This is a genomic window from Halobacillus sp. Nhm2S1, assembly GCF_019599545.1.
Classification (GTDB): Bacteria; Bacillota; Bacilli; order Bacillales; family Halobacillaceae; genus Halobacillus.
Genome location: NZ_JAIEZV010000001.1, coordinates 513,496 through 530,724 on the forward strand (window position 1 = coordinate 513,496; position 17,229 = coordinate 530,724).

At 44.5% G+C, this 17,229-nt stretch carries 18 protein-coding genes; 7 read left to right on the forward strand and 11 right to left on the reverse strand.

What is annotated here, in order from left to right; genetic code table 11:
• Positions 1–8: 8 nt before the first annotated feature.
• Positions 9–1,073 carry a cytochrome c oxidase subunit II gene (coxB, locus tag K2225_RS02615; RefSeq protein WP_220583341.1) on the reverse strand — a complete coding sequence of 355 codons (1,065 nt, stop codon included), beginning with the start codon at positions 1,071–1,073 and terminating at the stop codon, positions 9–11.
• A 76-nt stretch (positions 1,074–1,149) separates the two neighbouring features.
• Positions 1,150–2,085, reverse strand: coding sequence for a heme o synthase (gene cyoE / locus K2225_RS02620; RefSeq protein ID WP_220583342.1), 936 nt, complete (start codon positions 2,083–2,085; stop codon positions 1,150–1,152).
• Between the two features lie 415 nt (positions 2,086–2,500).
• Between cyoE and K2225_RS02625 the strand changes: the two genes are divergently transcribed.
• Positions 2,501–3,421: a COX15/CtaA family protein gene (locus K2225_RS02625; RefSeq protein WP_220583343.1), complete on the forward strand. Its 921-nt coding sequence runs from the start codon at positions 2,501–2,503 to the stop codon at positions 3,419–3,421.
• A 150-nt stretch (positions 3,422–3,571) separates the two neighbouring features.
• On the opposite strand, the gene pyc is transcribed toward K2225_RS02625, so the two are convergent.
• The 3 genes from pyc to glsA all read right to left on the reverse strand — a co-directional run bounded on the left by pyc (position 3,572) and on the right by glsA (position 8,511).
• Positions 3,572–7,015 carry a pyruvate carboxylase gene (pyc, locus tag K2225_RS02630; RefSeq protein WP_220583344.1) on the reverse strand — a complete coding sequence of 1,148 codons (3,444 nt, stop codon included), beginning with the start codon at positions 7,013–7,015 and terminating at the stop codon, positions 3,572–3,574.
• 204 nt (positions 7,016–7,219) lie between these two features.
• Positions 7,220–7,501: an Fpa/YlaN family protein gene (locus tag K2225_RS02635; protein WP_075036512.1), complete on the reverse strand. Its 282-nt coding sequence runs from the start codon at positions 7,499–7,501 to the stop codon at positions 7,220–7,222.
• Between the two features lie 80 nt (positions 7,502–7,581).
• Positions 7,582–8,511 carry a glutaminase A gene (glsA, locus tag K2225_RS02640; protein WP_220583345.1) on the reverse strand — a complete coding sequence of 310 codons (930 nt, stop codon included), beginning with the start codon at positions 8,509–8,511 and terminating at the stop codon, positions 7,582–7,584.
• Between the two features lie 90 nt (positions 8,512–8,601).
• Between glsA and K2225_RS02645 the strand changes: the two genes are divergently transcribed.
• Both K2225_RS02645 and K2225_RS02650 read left to right on the forward strand, forming a co-directional pair.
• Positions 8,602–9,096: a hypothetical protein gene (locus K2225_RS02645; RefSeq protein WP_220583346.1), complete on the forward strand. Its 495-nt coding sequence runs from the start codon at positions 8,602–8,604 to the stop codon at positions 9,094–9,096.
• A gap of 83 nt (positions 9,097–9,179) precedes the next feature.
• Positions 9,180–9,758 carry a YhcN/YlaJ family sporulation lipoprotein gene (locus K2225_RS02650; RefSeq protein WP_220583347.1) on the forward strand — a complete coding sequence of 193 codons (579 nt, stop codon included), beginning with the start codon at positions 9,180–9,182 and terminating at the stop codon, positions 9,756–9,758.
• Between the two features lie 34 nt (positions 9,759–9,792).
• Here the strand turns inward: K2225_RS02650 and K2225_RS02655 are convergent, their stop codons facing one another.
• On the reverse strand, positions 9,793–10,077 hold the full coding sequence (locus tag K2225_RS02655; protein WP_220583348.1) for a hypothetical protein: 285 nt from the start codon (positions 10,075–10,077) through the stop codon (positions 9,793–9,795).
• Between the two features lie 138 nt (positions 10,078–10,215).
• Between K2225_RS02655 and K2225_RS02660 the strand changes: the two genes are divergently transcribed.
• On the forward strand, positions 10,216–10,419 hold the full coding sequence (locus tag K2225_RS02660) for a YlaI family protein (protein ID WP_220583349.1): 204 nt from the start codon (positions 10,216–10,218) through the stop codon (positions 10,417–10,419).
• A gap of 691 nt (positions 10,420–11,110) precedes the next feature.
• Here the strand turns inward: K2225_RS02660 and K2225_RS02665 are convergent.
• A complete protein-coding gene (locus tag K2225_RS02665; RefSeq protein ID WP_220583350.1) occupies positions 11,111–11,491 on the reverse strand; it encodes a YlaH-like family protein in 381 nt (126 codons plus the stop codon).
• Positions 11,492–11,612: 121 nt separating this feature from the next.
• Here K2225_RS02665 and K2225_RS02670 point away from each other — a divergent pair, with 121 nt between their 5' ends.
• The gene (locus K2225_RS02670) at positions 11,613–11,801 is read left to right on the forward strand and encodes a hypothetical protein (RefSeq protein WP_246139367.1); all 189 of its coding nucleotides are present in this window, start codon (positions 11,613–11,615) and stop codon (positions 11,799–11,801) included.
• A 38-nt stretch (positions 11,802–11,839) separates the two neighbouring features.
• Here the strand turns inward: K2225_RS02670 and K2225_RS02675 are convergent, their stop codons facing one another.
• Positions 11,840–12,649, reverse strand: a complete 810-nt coding sequence (locus K2225_RS02675) for an inositol monophosphatase family protein (RefSeq protein ID WP_220583351.1) — start codon at positions 12,647–12,649, stop codon at positions 11,840–11,842.
• 691 nt (positions 12,650–13,340) lie between these two features.
• Entirely contained in the window at positions 13,341–13,529 is a 189-nt protein-coding gene (locus K2225_RS02680; RefSeq protein ID WP_220583352.1) for a hypothetical protein, read from the reverse strand.
• A gap of 178 nt (positions 13,530–13,707) precedes the next feature.
• Here K2225_RS02680 and K2225_RS02685 point away from each other — a divergent pair, with 178 nt between their 5' ends.
• Positions 13,708–14,346 carry a YktB family protein gene (locus K2225_RS02685; RefSeq protein WP_220583353.1) on the forward strand — a complete coding sequence of 213 codons (639 nt, stop codon included), beginning with the start codon at positions 13,708–13,710 and terminating at the stop codon, positions 14,344–14,346.
• A gap of 33 nt (positions 14,347–14,379) precedes the next feature.
• Here the strand turns inward: K2225_RS02685 and K2225_RS02690 are convergent, their stop codons facing one another.
• Positions 14,380–14,652, reverse strand: coding sequence for a UPF0223 family protein (locus tag K2225_RS02690; protein WP_146818830.1), 273 nt, complete (start codon positions 14,650–14,652; stop codon positions 14,380–14,382).
• 12 nt (positions 14,653–14,664) lie between these two features.
• Positions 14,665–15,624 carry an NAD(P)H-dependent flavin oxidoreductase gene (locus tag K2225_RS02695; protein ID WP_220583354.1) on the reverse strand — a complete coding sequence of 320 codons (960 nt, stop codon included), beginning with the start codon at positions 15,622–15,624 and terminating at the stop codon, positions 14,665–14,667.
• Between the two features lie 124 nt (positions 15,625–15,748).
• On the opposite strand from K2225_RS02695, the gene K2225_RS02700 reads away from it, so the two are divergent.
• Positions 15,749–17,218, forward strand: coding sequence for an aminotransferase class I/II-fold pyridoxal phosphate-dependent enzyme (locus K2225_RS02700; protein WP_220583355.1), 1,470 nt, complete (start codon positions 15,749–15,751; stop codon positions 17,216–17,218).
• The last annotated feature ends 11 nt before the right edge of the window (positions 17,219–17,229 follow it).

The following is a 17,229-nucleotide window of genomic DNA, read 5'->3' on the forward strand; positions in this document are numbered from 1 at the left end:
ATAAATCCTTACTCTTCAACACTTTGCATCTCAAGATCGTTTCCTACATCTGAGTGATCCAACTCTAGAAGATAATCAGCAATTTTTGCTGCATCTTCTTCTGAAACCAGCTCTGCAGGCATTTGGTTCCCCGGCTTAACTTCATCCGGATGAACAATCCAATCTACAAGGTTATCTTTCGATGGCTGCAGGATCCCTGCAATTTTCTCGCGGTTTGCGAAGTTGCCTAAATTCGGTCCTACACCAGCTGACGCGCCACCAATTGCGTGACAACTCATGCAGTTGTTGTTGAACAACTCTTGACCTTCCTGAGCGGTTGTTGTTTCTGGCGTTGCTTCAGGATCAATGTTCTGCATGTCTTCTACCCATTGATCAAACTCATCAGGGCTGACAGCGATTACTTTGAAGTACATCAGGGAGTGGGAAGGTCCGCAAAGTTCTGCACAAAAGCCTTCGTAAACCCCTTCTTCATAAGCTTCTAAGTACATAGTGTTCATGTTTTCACCAGGAATGGTATCCATCTTACCCGAAATTGCCGGTACCCAGAAGGAGTGGATGACATCACTGGCTTTCATGTTTAAGTATACCCTTTCATTTGTAGGGATGTAGATTTCTTGACTTGTAGAGATCTCTTGATCTGCATAGTCAAACTGCCACCAATATTGGTTACCTGTGACATCGACCGTTAAAACGCCTTCATCTCCTTGCGTCGATTGATCAGCGAGGTCGAAAGTCGCCTGCACAGTAGGGATTGCCAGCACAAGTAGCAAAATAATTGGAATGACTGTCCAAATCACTTCCAAAGCTTTATTCCCTTCTGTTTGTTTCGGAACGATGTGTTCCTGCCCTTTCTTCTCACGATAACGGAGAAGAACAAAAGCATAAATGGCCATAACGATTACGAAAACGAAAATCATTATCGCAATACTGATCAACATAAGATCAAATAATAATTCCGAGCCATACCCTTTTGGTTTTAGTGCACTGATGTTTTCAATACCACATCCGGTAAGGAGCATGGTTAGTGCACCAAATAAGAATAATGAACGGAATTTTCCCATCCAACCTCTCATGCGTCATACCTCTCTTTCTCTTGTAATGCATTTTTTTATTTAGAAACTGACCTCCTGGTATTAGGAGGTCAGTTCTTTAAAATGGGAATGGCAATGTGACGATGACCATCATAAAGAACATGATCGTCAGATAGTTCAAGGAAAAAATGAACATCCATGTCGCCCACTTGTAGTCATCTTTCATGAAAAAGCCTGCGATCCCTAGAGCCAGCCAGCCGATAGAGAGCACATAAGCCGTGATTAGAAAGACCGTGCCAAGAGAAGCCAAATAAATCGGTAATGGGAGCAGACAAGCAACGTAAACGACGATTTGACGTTTAGTCATGTCGAACCCGTGAACAACGGGAAGCATCGGGATTCCAGCTGCTTTGTATTCATCCTTTTTCTTCATGGCAAGTGCCAGGAAGTGCGGGGTCTGCCAAATAAACATAATTAGAAACAGAATCAGAGCTTCCAATTGCAATCCTGGATCAACAGCAGCCCATCCGATTAATGGTGGAACAGCTCCTGAGAAGCTTCCAACCACTGTATTGATCGTGTATTTTCTCTTTGTCCACATCGTGTAAAGGACGACGTAGACGAACCAACCAAATGCGCCCCACAAGGCTGCCTGCCATGTTGTGAGGAGCAAAGTGACAAATCCGAGAATGGACACGCTGATCCCCAATGTTTTTATAAATGATAAAGACATCGTTCCTGTAACCGTCGGACGATTGCTTGTCCGTGACATGATCGGGTCAATGTCTCTGTCATACCAATTGTTAAGAATACATCCACCAGCAATTACGAAAGCGGTTCCGAGCATCGTCAGCAGGAAGGTGACCCACTGATCAAAAAATAATGTACCCGTATAATGGAGAGCCAGCCAAAATCCTGCAAATGTAGTAATCAAATTAGAGTTAATGATACCGACTTTGATCAAGCTCTTTATATCAGCTAACAAAGAATGGTCATTGGTTTTTGTTTGGATCATTTCTGTAGAAGCAGATTCGACTGTTCTTGGATTGTCCATCGTATTATCTTCCTCCTTCTACCACCCTCTTAAAAGAATAACATGAATCCTTATTCATTAAAGGACTCACCGAGGGCTATTTCCAGTCTTGCATCATAAAGGATGACAAGAAACATCAAAATAATTGTATCATGTAATTGTGGTTCTATCTATTTAAACTGCACAATTTTATTTATTTGTGACAACTTTGTGAAACGGCATTCTCTCTTAGTATCTACCATTCTCAGCAATTTTAACGCTGCTGGCCTTTTTCCCTCAGAAAAAGCGACGACATTGACGTTAAACACACCCTTTTATTTCTAGCAAACCCTGTCATACATTGCAAGTTTTTTTCAAGACTTTAGTGATTTTGATGAGGTTAAATGGTATGATATCCCTCGTGTTCTTTTGACAGGAATGGAGGTGGCTTCGTGCCATGCGATTATTAAAGTGGTTATCGGTTTTTGCCACATTAGGGATGCTGCTCGTTCTATTAGGCGGAGCACTTGTTACAAAAACTGACTCAGGTATGGGATGCGGAAACAGTTGGCCGCTATGTCACGGAGAATGGATCCCATCAGAAATAGATGTCGCCTTAATCATTGAATTAAGTCACCGACTTGTTTCTGGAGGTGTAGGTTTACTAGTGCTGGCCCTTTCCGTGATTGCTTGGGTGAAAGTTGGTCATATACGAGAGGTGAAATTCCTTTCCTTTCTTGCCTTCTTCTTCTTGCTCACTCAAGGTTTAATTGGTGCCGCTGCCGTAAAATGGGGACAGTCCGACTTCGTACTAGCGCTTCACTTCGGAATATCCCTGGTATCTTTTGCAGCAGTCCTCCTTTTGATGCTGATCATATTTGAGATTGACCGGAAATTCGACGCACATTCCCTACTTATTCGTAAACCATTTAGGCTTCAAATTTATGCTTTAACTACATACACATTGATCGTTGTTTATACAGGTGCACTTGTCCGTCATACCTACTCATCGATGGCTTGTTTAGACTGGCCGCTTTGCACGAATGCTTCCCCTTTTGACTTTTCATCGTATGGCTCAGCTCAATGGATTCAAATGGGACACCGGGCTGCAGCAGCCGGAGTTTTAATATGGACGGGATTTCTCATGTTAAAAGCTTTCAAAGATTACAAAAACAGTCCAATTATGAAAAAAGGCTGGATCCTTGCAGCAAGTCTGATGGTCTTACAGGTTCTCGTAGGTGCTTTCGTTATCATGACGTATGTGCATTTGGGCCTTGCCCTCCTGCATGCGTTGGTTATTTCTCTATATGTCGGCCTTCTATCATACTTCCTATTACTTTCTTCAAGAAGCGCCAAATATGAACGTTCGGTGAAATAAACCAAACAAAAATCTCAGAGGGACCCCTCTGAGATTTTTTTAATCGTCTACATATACTGCTGTTGCAAAGATTTACTGAACACTTTAGTCCAATTGTTGATTCATTCATGAAACAGTGGAAACCACTAAGTGGCTTCCACTGTTTTTGGATCATTCAAATTCAATGAGTAGATCACCGACATGGATAGCTTCATTGTTTTCTACGTAGATATCCTTAATGACACCATCAAAAGGTGCTTGGACGGTGGTCTCCATTTTCATCGCTTCTGTGATCATCAGGTGATCGCCTTTCTTCACTTCCTCACCTTTATTAGACAACACTTTAATGACTGTCCCTGGCATTGTTGCACCAATGTGTTTGCTGTCCGCTTTATCTGCTTTCGGACGCTGTTGAACAGCTGCTTTCACGTTCTCATCCTTCACAACGACTTCACGAGGTTGGCCATTTAATTCAAAATATACCGTGCGGGTTCCATCGATCTGCGGCTCACCCACGGAGACAAGCTTCACGATTAAGGTTTTTCCTTGCTCGATTTCCACTTCAATTTCCTCACCCAGCCTCATTCCATAAAAGAAGGTTGGGGTGTCGAGTACTGACATATCCCCGTATTGCTCTCTAAACTTATGATGGTCCATGAACACTTTTGGATAAAGAGCGTAGCTGATCATATCAAAGCTTGTTACTTGTCGATCTAGGGAATGGAACAGTGTTTCTTTCAAATTATTGAAGTCGACCGGTTCCAATAGCTCCCCTGGTCTCACCGTGATCGGCTCCCGCCCTTTCAATATGATGCGTTGTAGTTCCGCAGGGAATCCGCCGTAGGGCTGGCCGAGGTAGCCTTGGAAGAATTCAACGACACTGTCAGGGAAATCAAGAGAATCGCCTTTTTCATAAATATCGTCTTCATTCAGCTCATTTTGGACCATATAGAGAGCCATATCTCCGACGATTTTCGAAGACGGTGTTACTTTTACGATATCACCGAACATATCATTCACCCGGCGATACATCGACTTGACTTCATCCCAACGGTGCCCTAACCCAACCGCTTTTGCCTGCTGCTGCAAGTTACTGTATTGTCCTCCGGGCATTTCGTGTTCGTACACTTCTGTGTGTGGAGCCATCATCCCGCTCTCGAAATCCTGATAGTATTTTCTCGTATCTTCCCAAAAGTGTCCGAGCTCTTCATAAGCGGAAATGTCCAAATTCGGCTTACGCTCACTACCTTCAAGAGCATAGTAAAGGCTGTTTGCACTCGGCTGGGAGGTCAATCCTGCCATTGAACCCGTGGCAACATCGACGACATCGACACCTGCTTCAATCGCTCTCGCATATGTGAACAATCCATTTCCACTCGTGTCATGCGTATGCAGATGGATCGGGATGTCGACGGTTTCCTTCAGTGAGCTGATCAACTGGTAAGCCGCTTCCGGTTTGAGCAATCCAGCCATATCTTTAATACCAAGGATATGAGCACCAGCTTCCTGAAGTTCGAGCGCCAGCTTTTTATAGTAAGCAAGATCATACTTCGGTCGGCTGCTATCAAGGATATCCCCTGTATAACACATCGCCGCTTCGGCAACTTTTCCACTCTCCCGCACAGAATCGATGGCGAGCTTCATGCCCTCTACCCAGTTAAGGCTGTCGAAAATCCGGAAGACATCGATCCCTGCTGATGCGCTTTTTTCTACAAATTCACGAATGAGGTTGTCGGGATAGTTTTTGTATCCGACCGCATTGGAAGCTCTTAAAAGCATTTGGAAAAGCACATTCGGTGCTTGAGCCCTCAACTTCAACAAACGCTCCCAAGGATCTTCATTCAAGAAACGGTAAGAAACATCGAACGTCGCTCCTCCCCACATTTCTAATGAAAACAAATCAGGTAAGAGACGGGCCGTTGGCTCTGCTATATTCTCAAGATCTTTCGTCCTTACCCGGGTGGCGAGTAACGACTGGTGGGCATCCCGGAAGGTCGTATCTGTGAGCAGAACTTCATTCCTCTCTTTCAACCATGAAGCGAGACCTTCAGGACCTCTTTCATCAAGAATTTGTTTTGTCCCATCTGGAATCGGTTCCGAATGCTTGATCATTGGAATTCTTGGCTTTGAATAGCTCGGTTTCTTACGATTGCCGTATCCTTCGAAACCATTGATGGTCCGATCAGCGATATAGGACAACATTTTCGTCCCGCGATCCTTTCGTTTTGGAAAAACGAAGAGCTCTGGAGAACGGTCGATAAACGTTGTATCATATTCTCCGTTCAGGAACTGCTTGTGCTGGACGACATTCTCCAAGAAAGGGATGTTCGTTTTGATTCCGCGTATACGGAATTCTTTTAAGTTTCTAACCATCTTATGAGCGGCTTGTTCAAAACTGAGCGCCCACGTAGACAGTTTGACAAGCAAAGAATCGTAGTAAGGAGAGATGACCGCTCCCTGAAACCCGTTTCCGGCATCCAGTCTCACCCCGAAGCCGCCTCCAGAACGATAAGCCATGATTTTCCCTGTATCCGGCATGAAGTTGTTCAGAGGGTCTTCGGTTGTGACACGGGATTGAATCGCATATCCATGCGTGACAATGTCCTCTTGTTTCGGTATGGAGATGCGGTCGCTATGTAAGTCATATCCTTCCGCGACAAGAATTTGGGTCTGAACGATGTCCACACCGGTAATCATTTCTGTGATTGTGTGCTCCACCTGTACACGGGGGTTCACTTCTATAAAGTAAAATTCATCTCCAGTTACTAGGAATTCTACCGTACCGGCGTTGATGTATTTCACATTATCCATAAGTTTGACTGCTGCATCACATATGGCTTCTCTTACTCCATCCTTTAAGCTGACACTCGGAGCGATCTCCACAACCTTTTGGTGTCTACGCTGGACCGAACAGTCCCTTTCATACAAGTGAACAATATTTCCTTCCCGGTCACCAATGATTTGAACCTCAATGTGTTTGGGTTGTTCGATCAGCTTTTCGACATATACTTCATCACTGCCGAAAGCGGCTCGTGCTTCCGAACGGGCACGGTCATAGGATTCTTCCAAGGTGGTAGCACTTCTGACGACACGCATCCCCCGGCCGCCACCGCCCATCGCCGCTTTGATCATTAATGGATAGCCATGCATTTCACCGAACTGCCGAATCTCTTCCAAGCCACTGACAGGACCATCACTCCCTGGAATAACGGGAATTTCCGCTTGGACGGCTTGATCCCTCGCCTTCACTTTATCTCCGAACATATTCAGATGTTCACTAGTCGGCCCAATAAAAGTAAGCCCTTCTTCTTCACACCGTCTCGCGAACTCGATGTTTTCAGATAAAAATCCATATCCAGGGTGGATGGCATCAACCCCCACACTCTTAGCGATTTCAATAATTCCTTCAATATCCAAATACGCATCGATCGGCTTCTTCCCCTCGCCGATCAAATACGCCTCATCAGCTTTATAACGGTGGTAGGACCCCGTATCTTCCTGCGAATAAATGGCGACGGTACGAATATTTAATTCTGTACACGCACGAAAGACTCGAATAGCAATCTCGCCACGGTTAGCGACTAAAACTTTATTGATTTTCTTCGTATTTGCCATGATTCCACTCCCTGTTTGTCTATATTTTAGGAATTTGAACGTTCTGTTACTTAGTTTTCTACTCAAGTAACGAAAATTCCTTCAAATCTGACAATTTTAGTAGGAAGAGTACCTGGCAAACTGGATTAAAAAGCTCTTCGTTTTTGTATATGAGAAATAAAAAAACTCAAATTACAACAAACCGTCGCAATTTGAGTTCTTATCTTATGACTTCTGTGCAGCCTCATGCAAAACGTTCAACTGTTTTTCAAGGTTATCCAAAAGTGCTTTTCCTTCTTCATCGCTGATTAAATTCAAGCGAACCGCAAAATGAATTTCGCGGGATAATCCAAACATTTGTGTATCTAAAACTTCTTCGTAAAGTGGACACTGAGGCATCGTCAAGTTGTCCATCTGTACTTTTATTAACCTCAATATTTTATCAGCGTCAGCTTTTAGAAGGGCATAGGCTTTTTCTCGATGATCCACAGCCACATCAGACAACATCAAAATCCCCTCCAATGTACGAGTCTTTCTTTTTTTATCTTATCGTTTAACACAATAAAATGCAAGATAGGAATGAACAATTAGAAGATCGATAAATCGTATCGATTGGACAGGATTTCTAAAAGTTTTAAGCCTACAACGCTGTTCCCCTTTTCATCAAGGCTCGGCCCATATACCGCGATTCCTCCAAACTCGTTTAAGGATGCGAGGACGGATCCTGATACACCACTTTTGGCCGGGATACCAACTTTGATGGCAAAAGAACCTGAAGCATCATACATCCCGCACGTCACCATAAATGTTTTACAAATTCTTGCGAGATGCTTCGGTATGATTCTCCGTCCCGAGTGGATATCCTTCCCTCCATTTGCAAGCAGCGCTCCGATTCGGGCGAGTTGACAGACATTCACTTCAATCGCACATTGTTTGGTATAGGCATCAAGAGTTTCTTCTACACTCCCGGTGACAATCTGATGCTGCTTCATGTAAAAAAGCAGGGACCGGTTCAAAAAAGCAGATTCGAATTCCGAGGTAGCCACTTCTTCGTTGTATCCGATGGAATGATCATCGGTCAAGTCATGAATAAAGCTCAATAAGCGGCCGACCTTTTCATCAGGTGTATCTCCGTGGATCATATTTGTTACCGCAAGGGCCCCTGCGTTGATCATTGGATTGAGCGGCTTAGATGGGATTTGTTCCAAACGGTAGATCGAATGAAAAGGATCCCCTGTTGGTTCCATGCCTACACGGTCGAACACATAACTTTCCCCATTATCCATAAGAGCCAAAGCGAGTGAGATGACTTTCGAAATGCTTTGAAGCGTAAACCTCACTTCTGTCTCTCCGGCCTCCACTGCATCTCCATCTAAGTAGTGGATGGCGACAGCTAGATCCTCTGGATTGCTGCGTGATAGTGCCGGGATATAGTTGGCCACCTGACCGTCGTAGGCATAGGGGCGGACGTTGTCCAACCAATCTTCCAGAACACTTTCTGTAATATCTTTAATCAATGGATCATGCCTCCTTTAATGAAATCGAATTCATTTTTTGCTATGATTTTGGATGGATGACTTTTTATTAATCGAAAGGTGGCCAAAGCCATGATTGTTCAAATAGCAGGAAATGTTAAATTCCCAATTACACTCGACCCAACCGTCTGGATATTCGACGATCGAAAAATGACTTTTCCGGAGGTCTTCGAAGGTGAAGAAAACCCGACAGCACTAACGGAAGAAGACGAATTAAAGCGCCAGTCTACCCGTTTTGACAGAGAAGTTTATCAGCAAAAAATTAACCCGCCTGTCAACAAAAGCATCAATCGTTATGAAAAACAAAGGATTCTAAAAGGTACGTTTCTCATGCCACTGAAGCCGTTCCTACATACCAGCGAACCAGCCGCTGATGTGAAAAAAGCGGCCCTGGTCACGGATGAAGGCGAAAAAGTGATCGATGCCGATGTTTTATCCGAATCCCTTTTACTTTTCGCTGAAAATGGAAAGCCTTTGCAAGAGCACGGCCCCGTTCACCTTTATTTCAAAGACGGATCCAACCGTTCCGAACCGATCAAGGGAATCAAAAAAATTGTATTGCAGTAAGGATTGGGCAGCTTTTTTAGCTGTCCTTTTTGTATATTATCTGCAAGCTGACACAGGCTATAAATAAAAAAGTGGTGATTCCTTTGAAAAAATTTATTTGGTTAGCAGCCCTTTTGGCCTTAGTAGCGTGTCAGCAAAATGGCGGTGAAGAGTCACTGCTTCAAGAGCGACAAAGCGACCCTGAGTTGAAGTATGTCACGGATTCAGATCCGGTGGAAAAGAAAAACATGACGAGCCAGCAAGCGGCAAGACATCTTGCAAAGCTTGCCGTCCAGGTTCCGGATGTCCATGATGCAACCGCCCTTGTCCTTGGCAACTATGTAGTTGTAGGAATTGATGTAGACAAAGACCTGGATCGTTCCCGCGTCGGCGTAATTAAATACTCTGTAGCCGAAGCTTTAAAACATGACCCTTACGGAAAACAAGCGGCTGTCATTGCAGACGCAGACGGTGTGGAACGAATAAGAGGACTTGGTCAGAAAATGGCTGAAGGTCACCCTGTGGAAGCAGTCACCGATGAACTGAGTAAAATTGTCGGACGTTATATGCCGAGTGGTTCCGTTGAAGAAAAACCACAATCCAACTCCAACCAGGATTCTGTGCCGGAAAAAGAGCAAAAACAGCTTGAGCAAGTTGAAAAAGAACAATCAAAGCAGAACTAAACGAACAGAAAAACAGCTAAATCCTCGCAGGGATTTAGCTGTTGCTTTTCTCAAGGATTTCTCTTTCTTTTTCGGTCAACTCATTATAGTATTGGACGCCGAATTGAGATCCTTCTGCAACCATATCCGAATTATCCAGTGAAGCGGTTTCAGGTTTCCCAGCTTCTTCAATCGGCATTTCCTCTGATTTCCCTAGGCTGCTCTGGATTGATTTTGCTTTGTCTTTGACTTGCTGACGCTTGTCCTCATCTTTCAGGAAATAAGCAATTGTTCCTCCAAGAGTGGCACCGATAGCCGTAAATATCCAACGTTTTCTCAAACAAATCATCCTTTCCTCTACTTCTGTAATTACATTTCCCAATCCCCTGATAAGTCAAACGTCGAAATCCAATCTATTTATAAAAAACTTATTATGTTAAACTATATGTAATCGAATGGAAAAATAGAGGTGAAAAAGATGCGTGTACAATGCGTCATTTGCGATGAAATTGAGAGAATTGACAGCTACTGCCTGCAGGCAAAACGACTTCGGAATCGCCGGATTCACACGTACATGTGTCAATCCTGCCACGATCGTATAGAAGAAAACACCAACAGACGTTTAGCTACCGGGAATTTCCGTTTCAACAGAGAACGCAAAAAAGAAAAGCATTTAAGCTAGTTACTAAAAGAGAGAGGTTCTGCCTCTCTCTTTTTTAATTTCACAGTTAAAGAAAAGCTCCCGATTGTGGAAGACTCGGTTTCGAAACGATGGTGTGGTTCTAGGGGCTCCGGGAAAAGGTTCGCTTTCCATGGGGCGGGCGGTGAGCCTCCTCAGGCTACGCCTTCCGGGGTCTCACCTGTCCCACACGTCCCATAGGAGTCTCACCGTTTCCCTCCGCCCCTCTATCAAATAAGTGTCACCAAACTACTTTTGTTTTCGTACCTAAGGGAGTCGCAGGAGGATATACTTGTCAAACAAGGATCTAGATTGTGAAATATCTATATAGAGATCTTTATAACTAGAGAGCAGTGGTTTTGGAAATTGATCTACCCTGTATTTGGGTTCCACTCCTCACAACCATACAAGCTGATTTTCTGGAAGTGGTTTCGAGAAACTTCCTTGGCAAAGGGGCGGAGGGGAATGGCGAGACTCCTGCGGGAAAAGAGTGCTAGGTGAGACCCCGCAAGGCGTCAGCCTGAGGAGGCTCATCGCGCTCCCGCGGAAAGCGAGCTATTCCCAGGAGACCCTAAGCTCCCATAAAAGTCTCGAAATAAAGTCTTCCACAATCCTGCCATATTCTTTAATAACTAGACACTTTAGGGCAAAGCAAAAGCCCCTCTCCTTATTTGAAAGGAGAGGGGCTTTTAGATCAGGATGATTCGTTTTGCTGACGGGCGCCGCGCTCTCTATGGAGTCTGACCCGGTATATCCCAAGAATTAAAGCTGCCACCACTAAACTTTCAGGAAGGGGCAAGTTTAATCCAAGGATTAAGGTTAAGATAAATGTCCCTATAATGAGAACGGAATAAACGACAATCGTTTTCATTAAAGGTAATTTTCTCGCGAACCCGAGCTTGAACGTAATAATAGCTAGACTTACAGTCGTTAAGTATAGAAGCATGAAAGAACGAAAGAGCATGGTTACTTCGCTTTCATCATTTAAGTTCACTTCACTTCCGAAACCTCGGAAAAAGAAATCAGCCACAGGCCATAGATCCGTTGGCACGGGCAGTGTGGACATATCGTTCATGATGTTCCTCCTCATGGATACCCTATTCTGCTTTCTATCATACTAGAAAGCCTCGCTCGATGCTACCCGTGAAACCATTTTCATTATTTAAACAAATCCTATATAATAGACCTGAATAGAGGTGAGCCTTTTGAAAAACTTTCATTTGAACACAGCACTTTTAGCAAGTCTCGTTATTTTATCATTCATCGCTGTTGGTTTTGCGATCGGACAAGAAATCTTCTGGCTGGCAGCCGTCCTTTTCTTTTCAGGATTTGCTCTTATGAGTGTAGGTTTGAGAAGAAAAAGAAAGCAACAGCAAACGTCTTGAATCATGCAGAAAGCGACCCCGATGGAGGTCGCTTTCTTTTATTTCTTCAAACGGACGTAATCTTTTGATATTTCTTCATGAATGTTGGAACGGCTCGCGAGGACGGTCGTCTTGTTCAACAAGTCCAAATCTTCCCGATCCGCACGGGTAACGATTCCACCCACCTCACGAACGATAATGCTTCCAGCTGCGTAATCCCACGGCATCAACGTCATTGTCAAATACCCATCCAGCAGTCCTTCGGCTACAAAAGCAAATTCTAAGGCGGCTGATCCATAAGATCTGGTACTTCGTAATTTTTTAACTAGATCTTCCATGCCTTTATGGTCTACGTGTGGATTTTCAGGAATTAACCAGGATGTATTGAGCGCGAGAATGGACTGATTCAGTGGTCGATCTTCACTGAGCTGTGGCAGCTTCACTTCGTTTCTGTAAGCACCTTCTCCTCTTTTAGCTGAGTACAAAACACCATCCATAACGTTGTAAATTAAACCGATTTCGCCGACTCCGTCAAAATAAATACCAACAGAAATGGCGAAGTTCCTTTTTTGATGAACAAAGTTCATTGTTCCATCAATGGGATCTACAATCCAGACGGTTCCTCCGAGGTCTTCTATTTCATCCCCGAACCCCTCTTCTCCTAATAAGTAATGATCCGGATACGTATCATTGATTTTTTTTGCGAAAAATTGTTCTGTTTCCTGGTCCATTTCTGTAACCAGGTCGTTCGGGTTGGATTTCGTTTCAATGGATCGAGGCGAATCAATGTTGTTTTTGATTCGTTCACCAGCTTCCAAGACCCAAGCTTTTGCGTTTTCAAAAATCTCGTTCTTTTTCTGTTGATCCATAACATCGTACCCCTTTTATAAGTATCAATCTTTATCGTACCAAATCCAACCCAACATTGCATCAAATCCGCCCCTTGTCCAACTAAAGCTCCCTTTACTTGAAGACTCAGTTTCGAGACTTTAGTTGAGTGGATGGGGCTGCGGGGACTAGCTCGCTTTCCGCGGGAGCGCGGTGAGCCTCCTCGGACTTCGTCCTGTGGGGTCTCACCCTGCACTTTTTTTCCCGCAGGAGTCTCGCCATTCCCCTCCGCCTCTTTACCATGGAAGATTCTCGAAACCACTACTAAAAGGTCAGCTCGTATGATTATGGGAAGTGGATCATAGCAGACCTCCATAATACTTAAAAGCTTGATTCAGAACGCTTTAAACCTCTAACAGCTGGATAGTGGAAGACCCTCCAAATTGGTACAAGGGTTCGTTTCTCCTTTACATCGAAAGGGGTGGTTGGGAAGCTGGGAGACTCCCGTGGGAGAAAGGAGATAGGCGAGATCCCACAGGACAAAGTCCGAGGAAGCTCGCCACTCCCCCACAGGAAAGCGAGTAGCTTCCCAGCCACCCCTGACGCCCAACAAGGCAACGAACCCTGGAAACATCTCGAAACTGAGTCTTCAACAATCCTGCCATATACTTGAATAAGCCGTTTGGATTTTAAGGCAATAAAAAAGACGAGCAACTATAGTGTTGCTCGCTCTTATATGGACCATTCAATCAATTGCTTACGAAGTTCAGAGAGTCTTCGCTTTGTCTTTGTCATTTGTTCGACATCTCCGGCGATCATGGCATCATGCAACGTCACCAATTCGTAATCAATTTCCATACGGATTACCGGGAGCTTCTCTTCAGCTTCTCTTTTACGCAATGCTTCCATGACATGTTTCACTGCTAACCCCTCCCTTTCAAATCCTTACTATATATATATGTGACTTTTGCGACAGAAGTTTCAATTAGATTACTTATATGTAACCCATTTTTACAGGATTCAAACCAACCGAACACATTTCTTAGTAAGCTTGGTTTCTTGTGGTAAAATAAGGGCGAGAAATGAAGGAGTTGATCGAATGGCGACATTTAGTGGATTTACACAAGAGGATTTTGACGTTTTTACCATTCCCGGATTAGAAAATAGAATGGAAGCTTTGAGAGATCGTATTTCCCCGAAACTTGAGGCTATCGCGACAGAACTCTCAGCAGATGTTACCGCCATGACTGGTGACGAAATGTTCGTACACGTAGCAAAACACGCGCGCCGGAAAACGAACCCGCCGAATGATACATGGGCGGCACTCGCCTCAAATAAACGCGGTTATAAGAAGCTTCCTCACTTCCAGATCGGCCTGTGGGAGACTCATGTTTTCATTTGGTTTGCTGTGATCTACGAAAGCCCCATTAAACAGGATTTTGCTTACAAATTGGAGCAGAACAAGGATGAAGTTCTTGGTCATATTCCGGAGGACTTTGTATGGTCCATTGATCACACAAAGCCTGACAGCATTCCGCAATCTGATGTAGATGAGGACAAGTTCTTGATTATGACGGAGCGTCTGAAGACGGTAAAAAAAGCCGAGATTTTGTGTGGCAGGAACATTGAACGTGGTGACGAGCGGTTGAAAGATCCTGATGCTTTTCTTGAACTTTGCAAAGAAACGTTTCAAACCCTTGAACCCCTATACCGCTTAACAAAACAACTGGATCAGTAAGAAAGGCGCCCCTTTGGGAGCGCCTTTTTTTGTTTACATCTTCACTTTGTCGCCTTTACTGAGACCTTTCGCCTGTTTGACAGCTTTATAGCAGGAATAGCCGGATTCTTTTTCAAATTGTCCGCACAGCGTTTTTTCTTCACTTTTAGATGGAACGATTTGTTTGAACCGGGTGTATGCGAGCATCAGCTCCTCACGGTCGACTCCTTTTTCATAGGCTTGTTCCACCATGCTGTAAAAATTGACGACATCGATAATTTCTTCTTTTGACCAATAAATTTCATCGATTGGATACGTATAACTCATTATTCTTCCTCCTTACTTGTTCCACCGGTCGCGGATTTCTTCTGCTTCTGTGACAATGCGCCTGAACAATTCATCCACCGATGGAACATCATGGATCCTCGAAGCTACTTGACCAGCCCAACCGAATCCGTAGTCTTGTTTTCCATCATAAATGAACGTTTTATTCGCTTCGCCGTTAATGTATGATTTCAAGCCTTCATAACCTGCTTGATCATCTTCTAATTCCAAAATACGTGCTGTCCACTCATTTTTCAAGGCGCGGGCCGGGGCCTTTAAACTCCTTTTGATGACGGTAGTGGATGTCTCGTCCGCTTGAATTAAAGCTTCCAGATAAGCGGGATGTGCGTGCACACACTCTTTGGTTGCGATAAACCGTGTCCCCATTTCCACTCCTTCCGCTCCTAAAGCAAGTGCAGCCATCAGCCCTCTACCGTCTCCTACTCCTCCTGATGCGATGACAGGTATATCCACGGCGTCTACGACTTGTGGAGTCAGGACAAATGTACCTACATCATCACGACCGAGGTGTCCACCGCCTTCATGACCGACGACCATAACAGCATCAGCTCCAAGCTCTTCCGCTTTGACAGCCTGCCGTCTAGCTGCTACAAGTACGAGGGTTTTGATCCCAGTATTCTTGACAAGTTCAAGAACAGGGGCAGGATTCCCACCTGTAACTGAGATGACCGGCACCTTTTTTTCCACGGCTACTTGAACCATTTCTTCAAATGGACGACCATGCTGACCAATCGCGAAGTTCACACCAAACGGACGGTTTGTTTTTTCTCTTACAGCATCAATTTCTTCTCTCAATTGATCTGGACCTTCCATACTCATCGCTGTTAATTGACCGAGTCCCCCAGCGTTTGATACCGCTGCCGCCAATTCTGAATAAGCAAGATGTGCAAGTCCTCCTTGGATAATCGGGTATGTAATGCCTAAAGCTTCTGTGATGCGAGTTTTCCATTCCACATGAATCCCTCCCTTGTGTTTTATTTTAGCATGATTGGAAAAAGGATACACAAAAGACTAGCAAGGGAACGCGGAACCTGCTATAATTCATGTGCTTTTCTAATTTAAAGAGGTGGAAACACATATGAACCAACACGAAACTCCCCTGTTTACAGGGTTAAAAAAACATAGAGACCGAAAGCCCGTCCAATTTCATATCCCAGGTCATAAAGGCGGAAAAGGAATGGATGAAGAATTCCGGTCCTTTATTGGAGACCAAGCACTTTCTATCGATCTTATTAATATAGAGCCGTTGGATGACCTGCACCATCCTCAAGGCATGATCAAACAGGCGCAAGATCTTGCAGCAGAAGCCTTCGGTGCAGATTATACCTTCTTCTCCGTCCAGGGCACATCTGGTGCGATTATGACGATGATCATGAGTGTCTGTCATCCCGGTGATAAAATCATTGTCCCGAGAAACGTCCATAAATCCGTAACGACAGCGATTATTTTTTCAGGTGCGAAACCCGTCTTTATCCACCCGGAACTTGACGACCGCTTCGGGATCTCTCATGGAATTACTTCTGACGCTGTAGAGAAGGCTTGCGCAGCTCACCCCGATGCGAAAGGACTGCTCGTCATCAACCCGACTTATTTCGGAGTGTCTGCCGATTTGAAAAAGATCGTCAACATTGCCCACAGTTTTGATATCCCCGTCCTTGTTGATGAGGCACACGGCGTCCATATTCACTTTCATGAGCGTCTTCCCCTTTCTGCTATGCAGGCAGGAGCAGACATGGCAGCTACGAGCGTGCACAAGCTTGGCGGATCTCTAACCCAAAGTTCCGTACTGAACTTACGAGAGGGACTCGTGTCACATGAGAGGGTCCAGTCCATTTTGTCTATGCTCCATACGACTTCAACTTCATACCTTTTGCTTGCGAGTCTTGATGCTGCCCGCAGACACCTCGCTATCAACGGCCGAGAGGTGATGGAAGAAACGCTACGTCTGGCTGATCATGCGAGAAGAAGACTGAATGAAATACCGGGCATTTACTGCCCAGGTAGCGAAATATTGACAAGCGATGCGACCGTAGACTTCGACCCTACGAAATTGATCATCTCCGTGAAAAAACTGGGATTGTCTGGCTATGATGTAGAGGTTTGGCTCCGGGAAAAAGCTAATATCGAAGTGGAACTGTCCGATTTGTATAACATTTTATGTATCGTCACCCCTGGTGATGGAGAAGAAGAAATCGACGCGCTTATCTCAAGCTTAGAAACACTTTCCAATGAGCACTCTGATAAAGAAGAGACAGAAAACATTCGGGTAAAGGTTCCAGACATCCCTGTGCTTGCCCTTTCTCCAAGAGAGGCCTTCTACTCTTCGACAGAAACGATTTTGCTAAAAGAAGCAGTTGGAAGGATCAGTGCAGAATTCGTGATGGTTTACCCCCCTGGCATCCCTATTTTCATCCCGGGTGAAATCATTACACAAGAAAACATCGACTACATCCACGATAATGTCGAAGCCGGTCTACCTGTACAAGGCCCTGAAGATGATACACTAGAAACCATTCAAGTCATTCGTGAACAACGCGCTTTTAAATAAAAAGAGGCCCC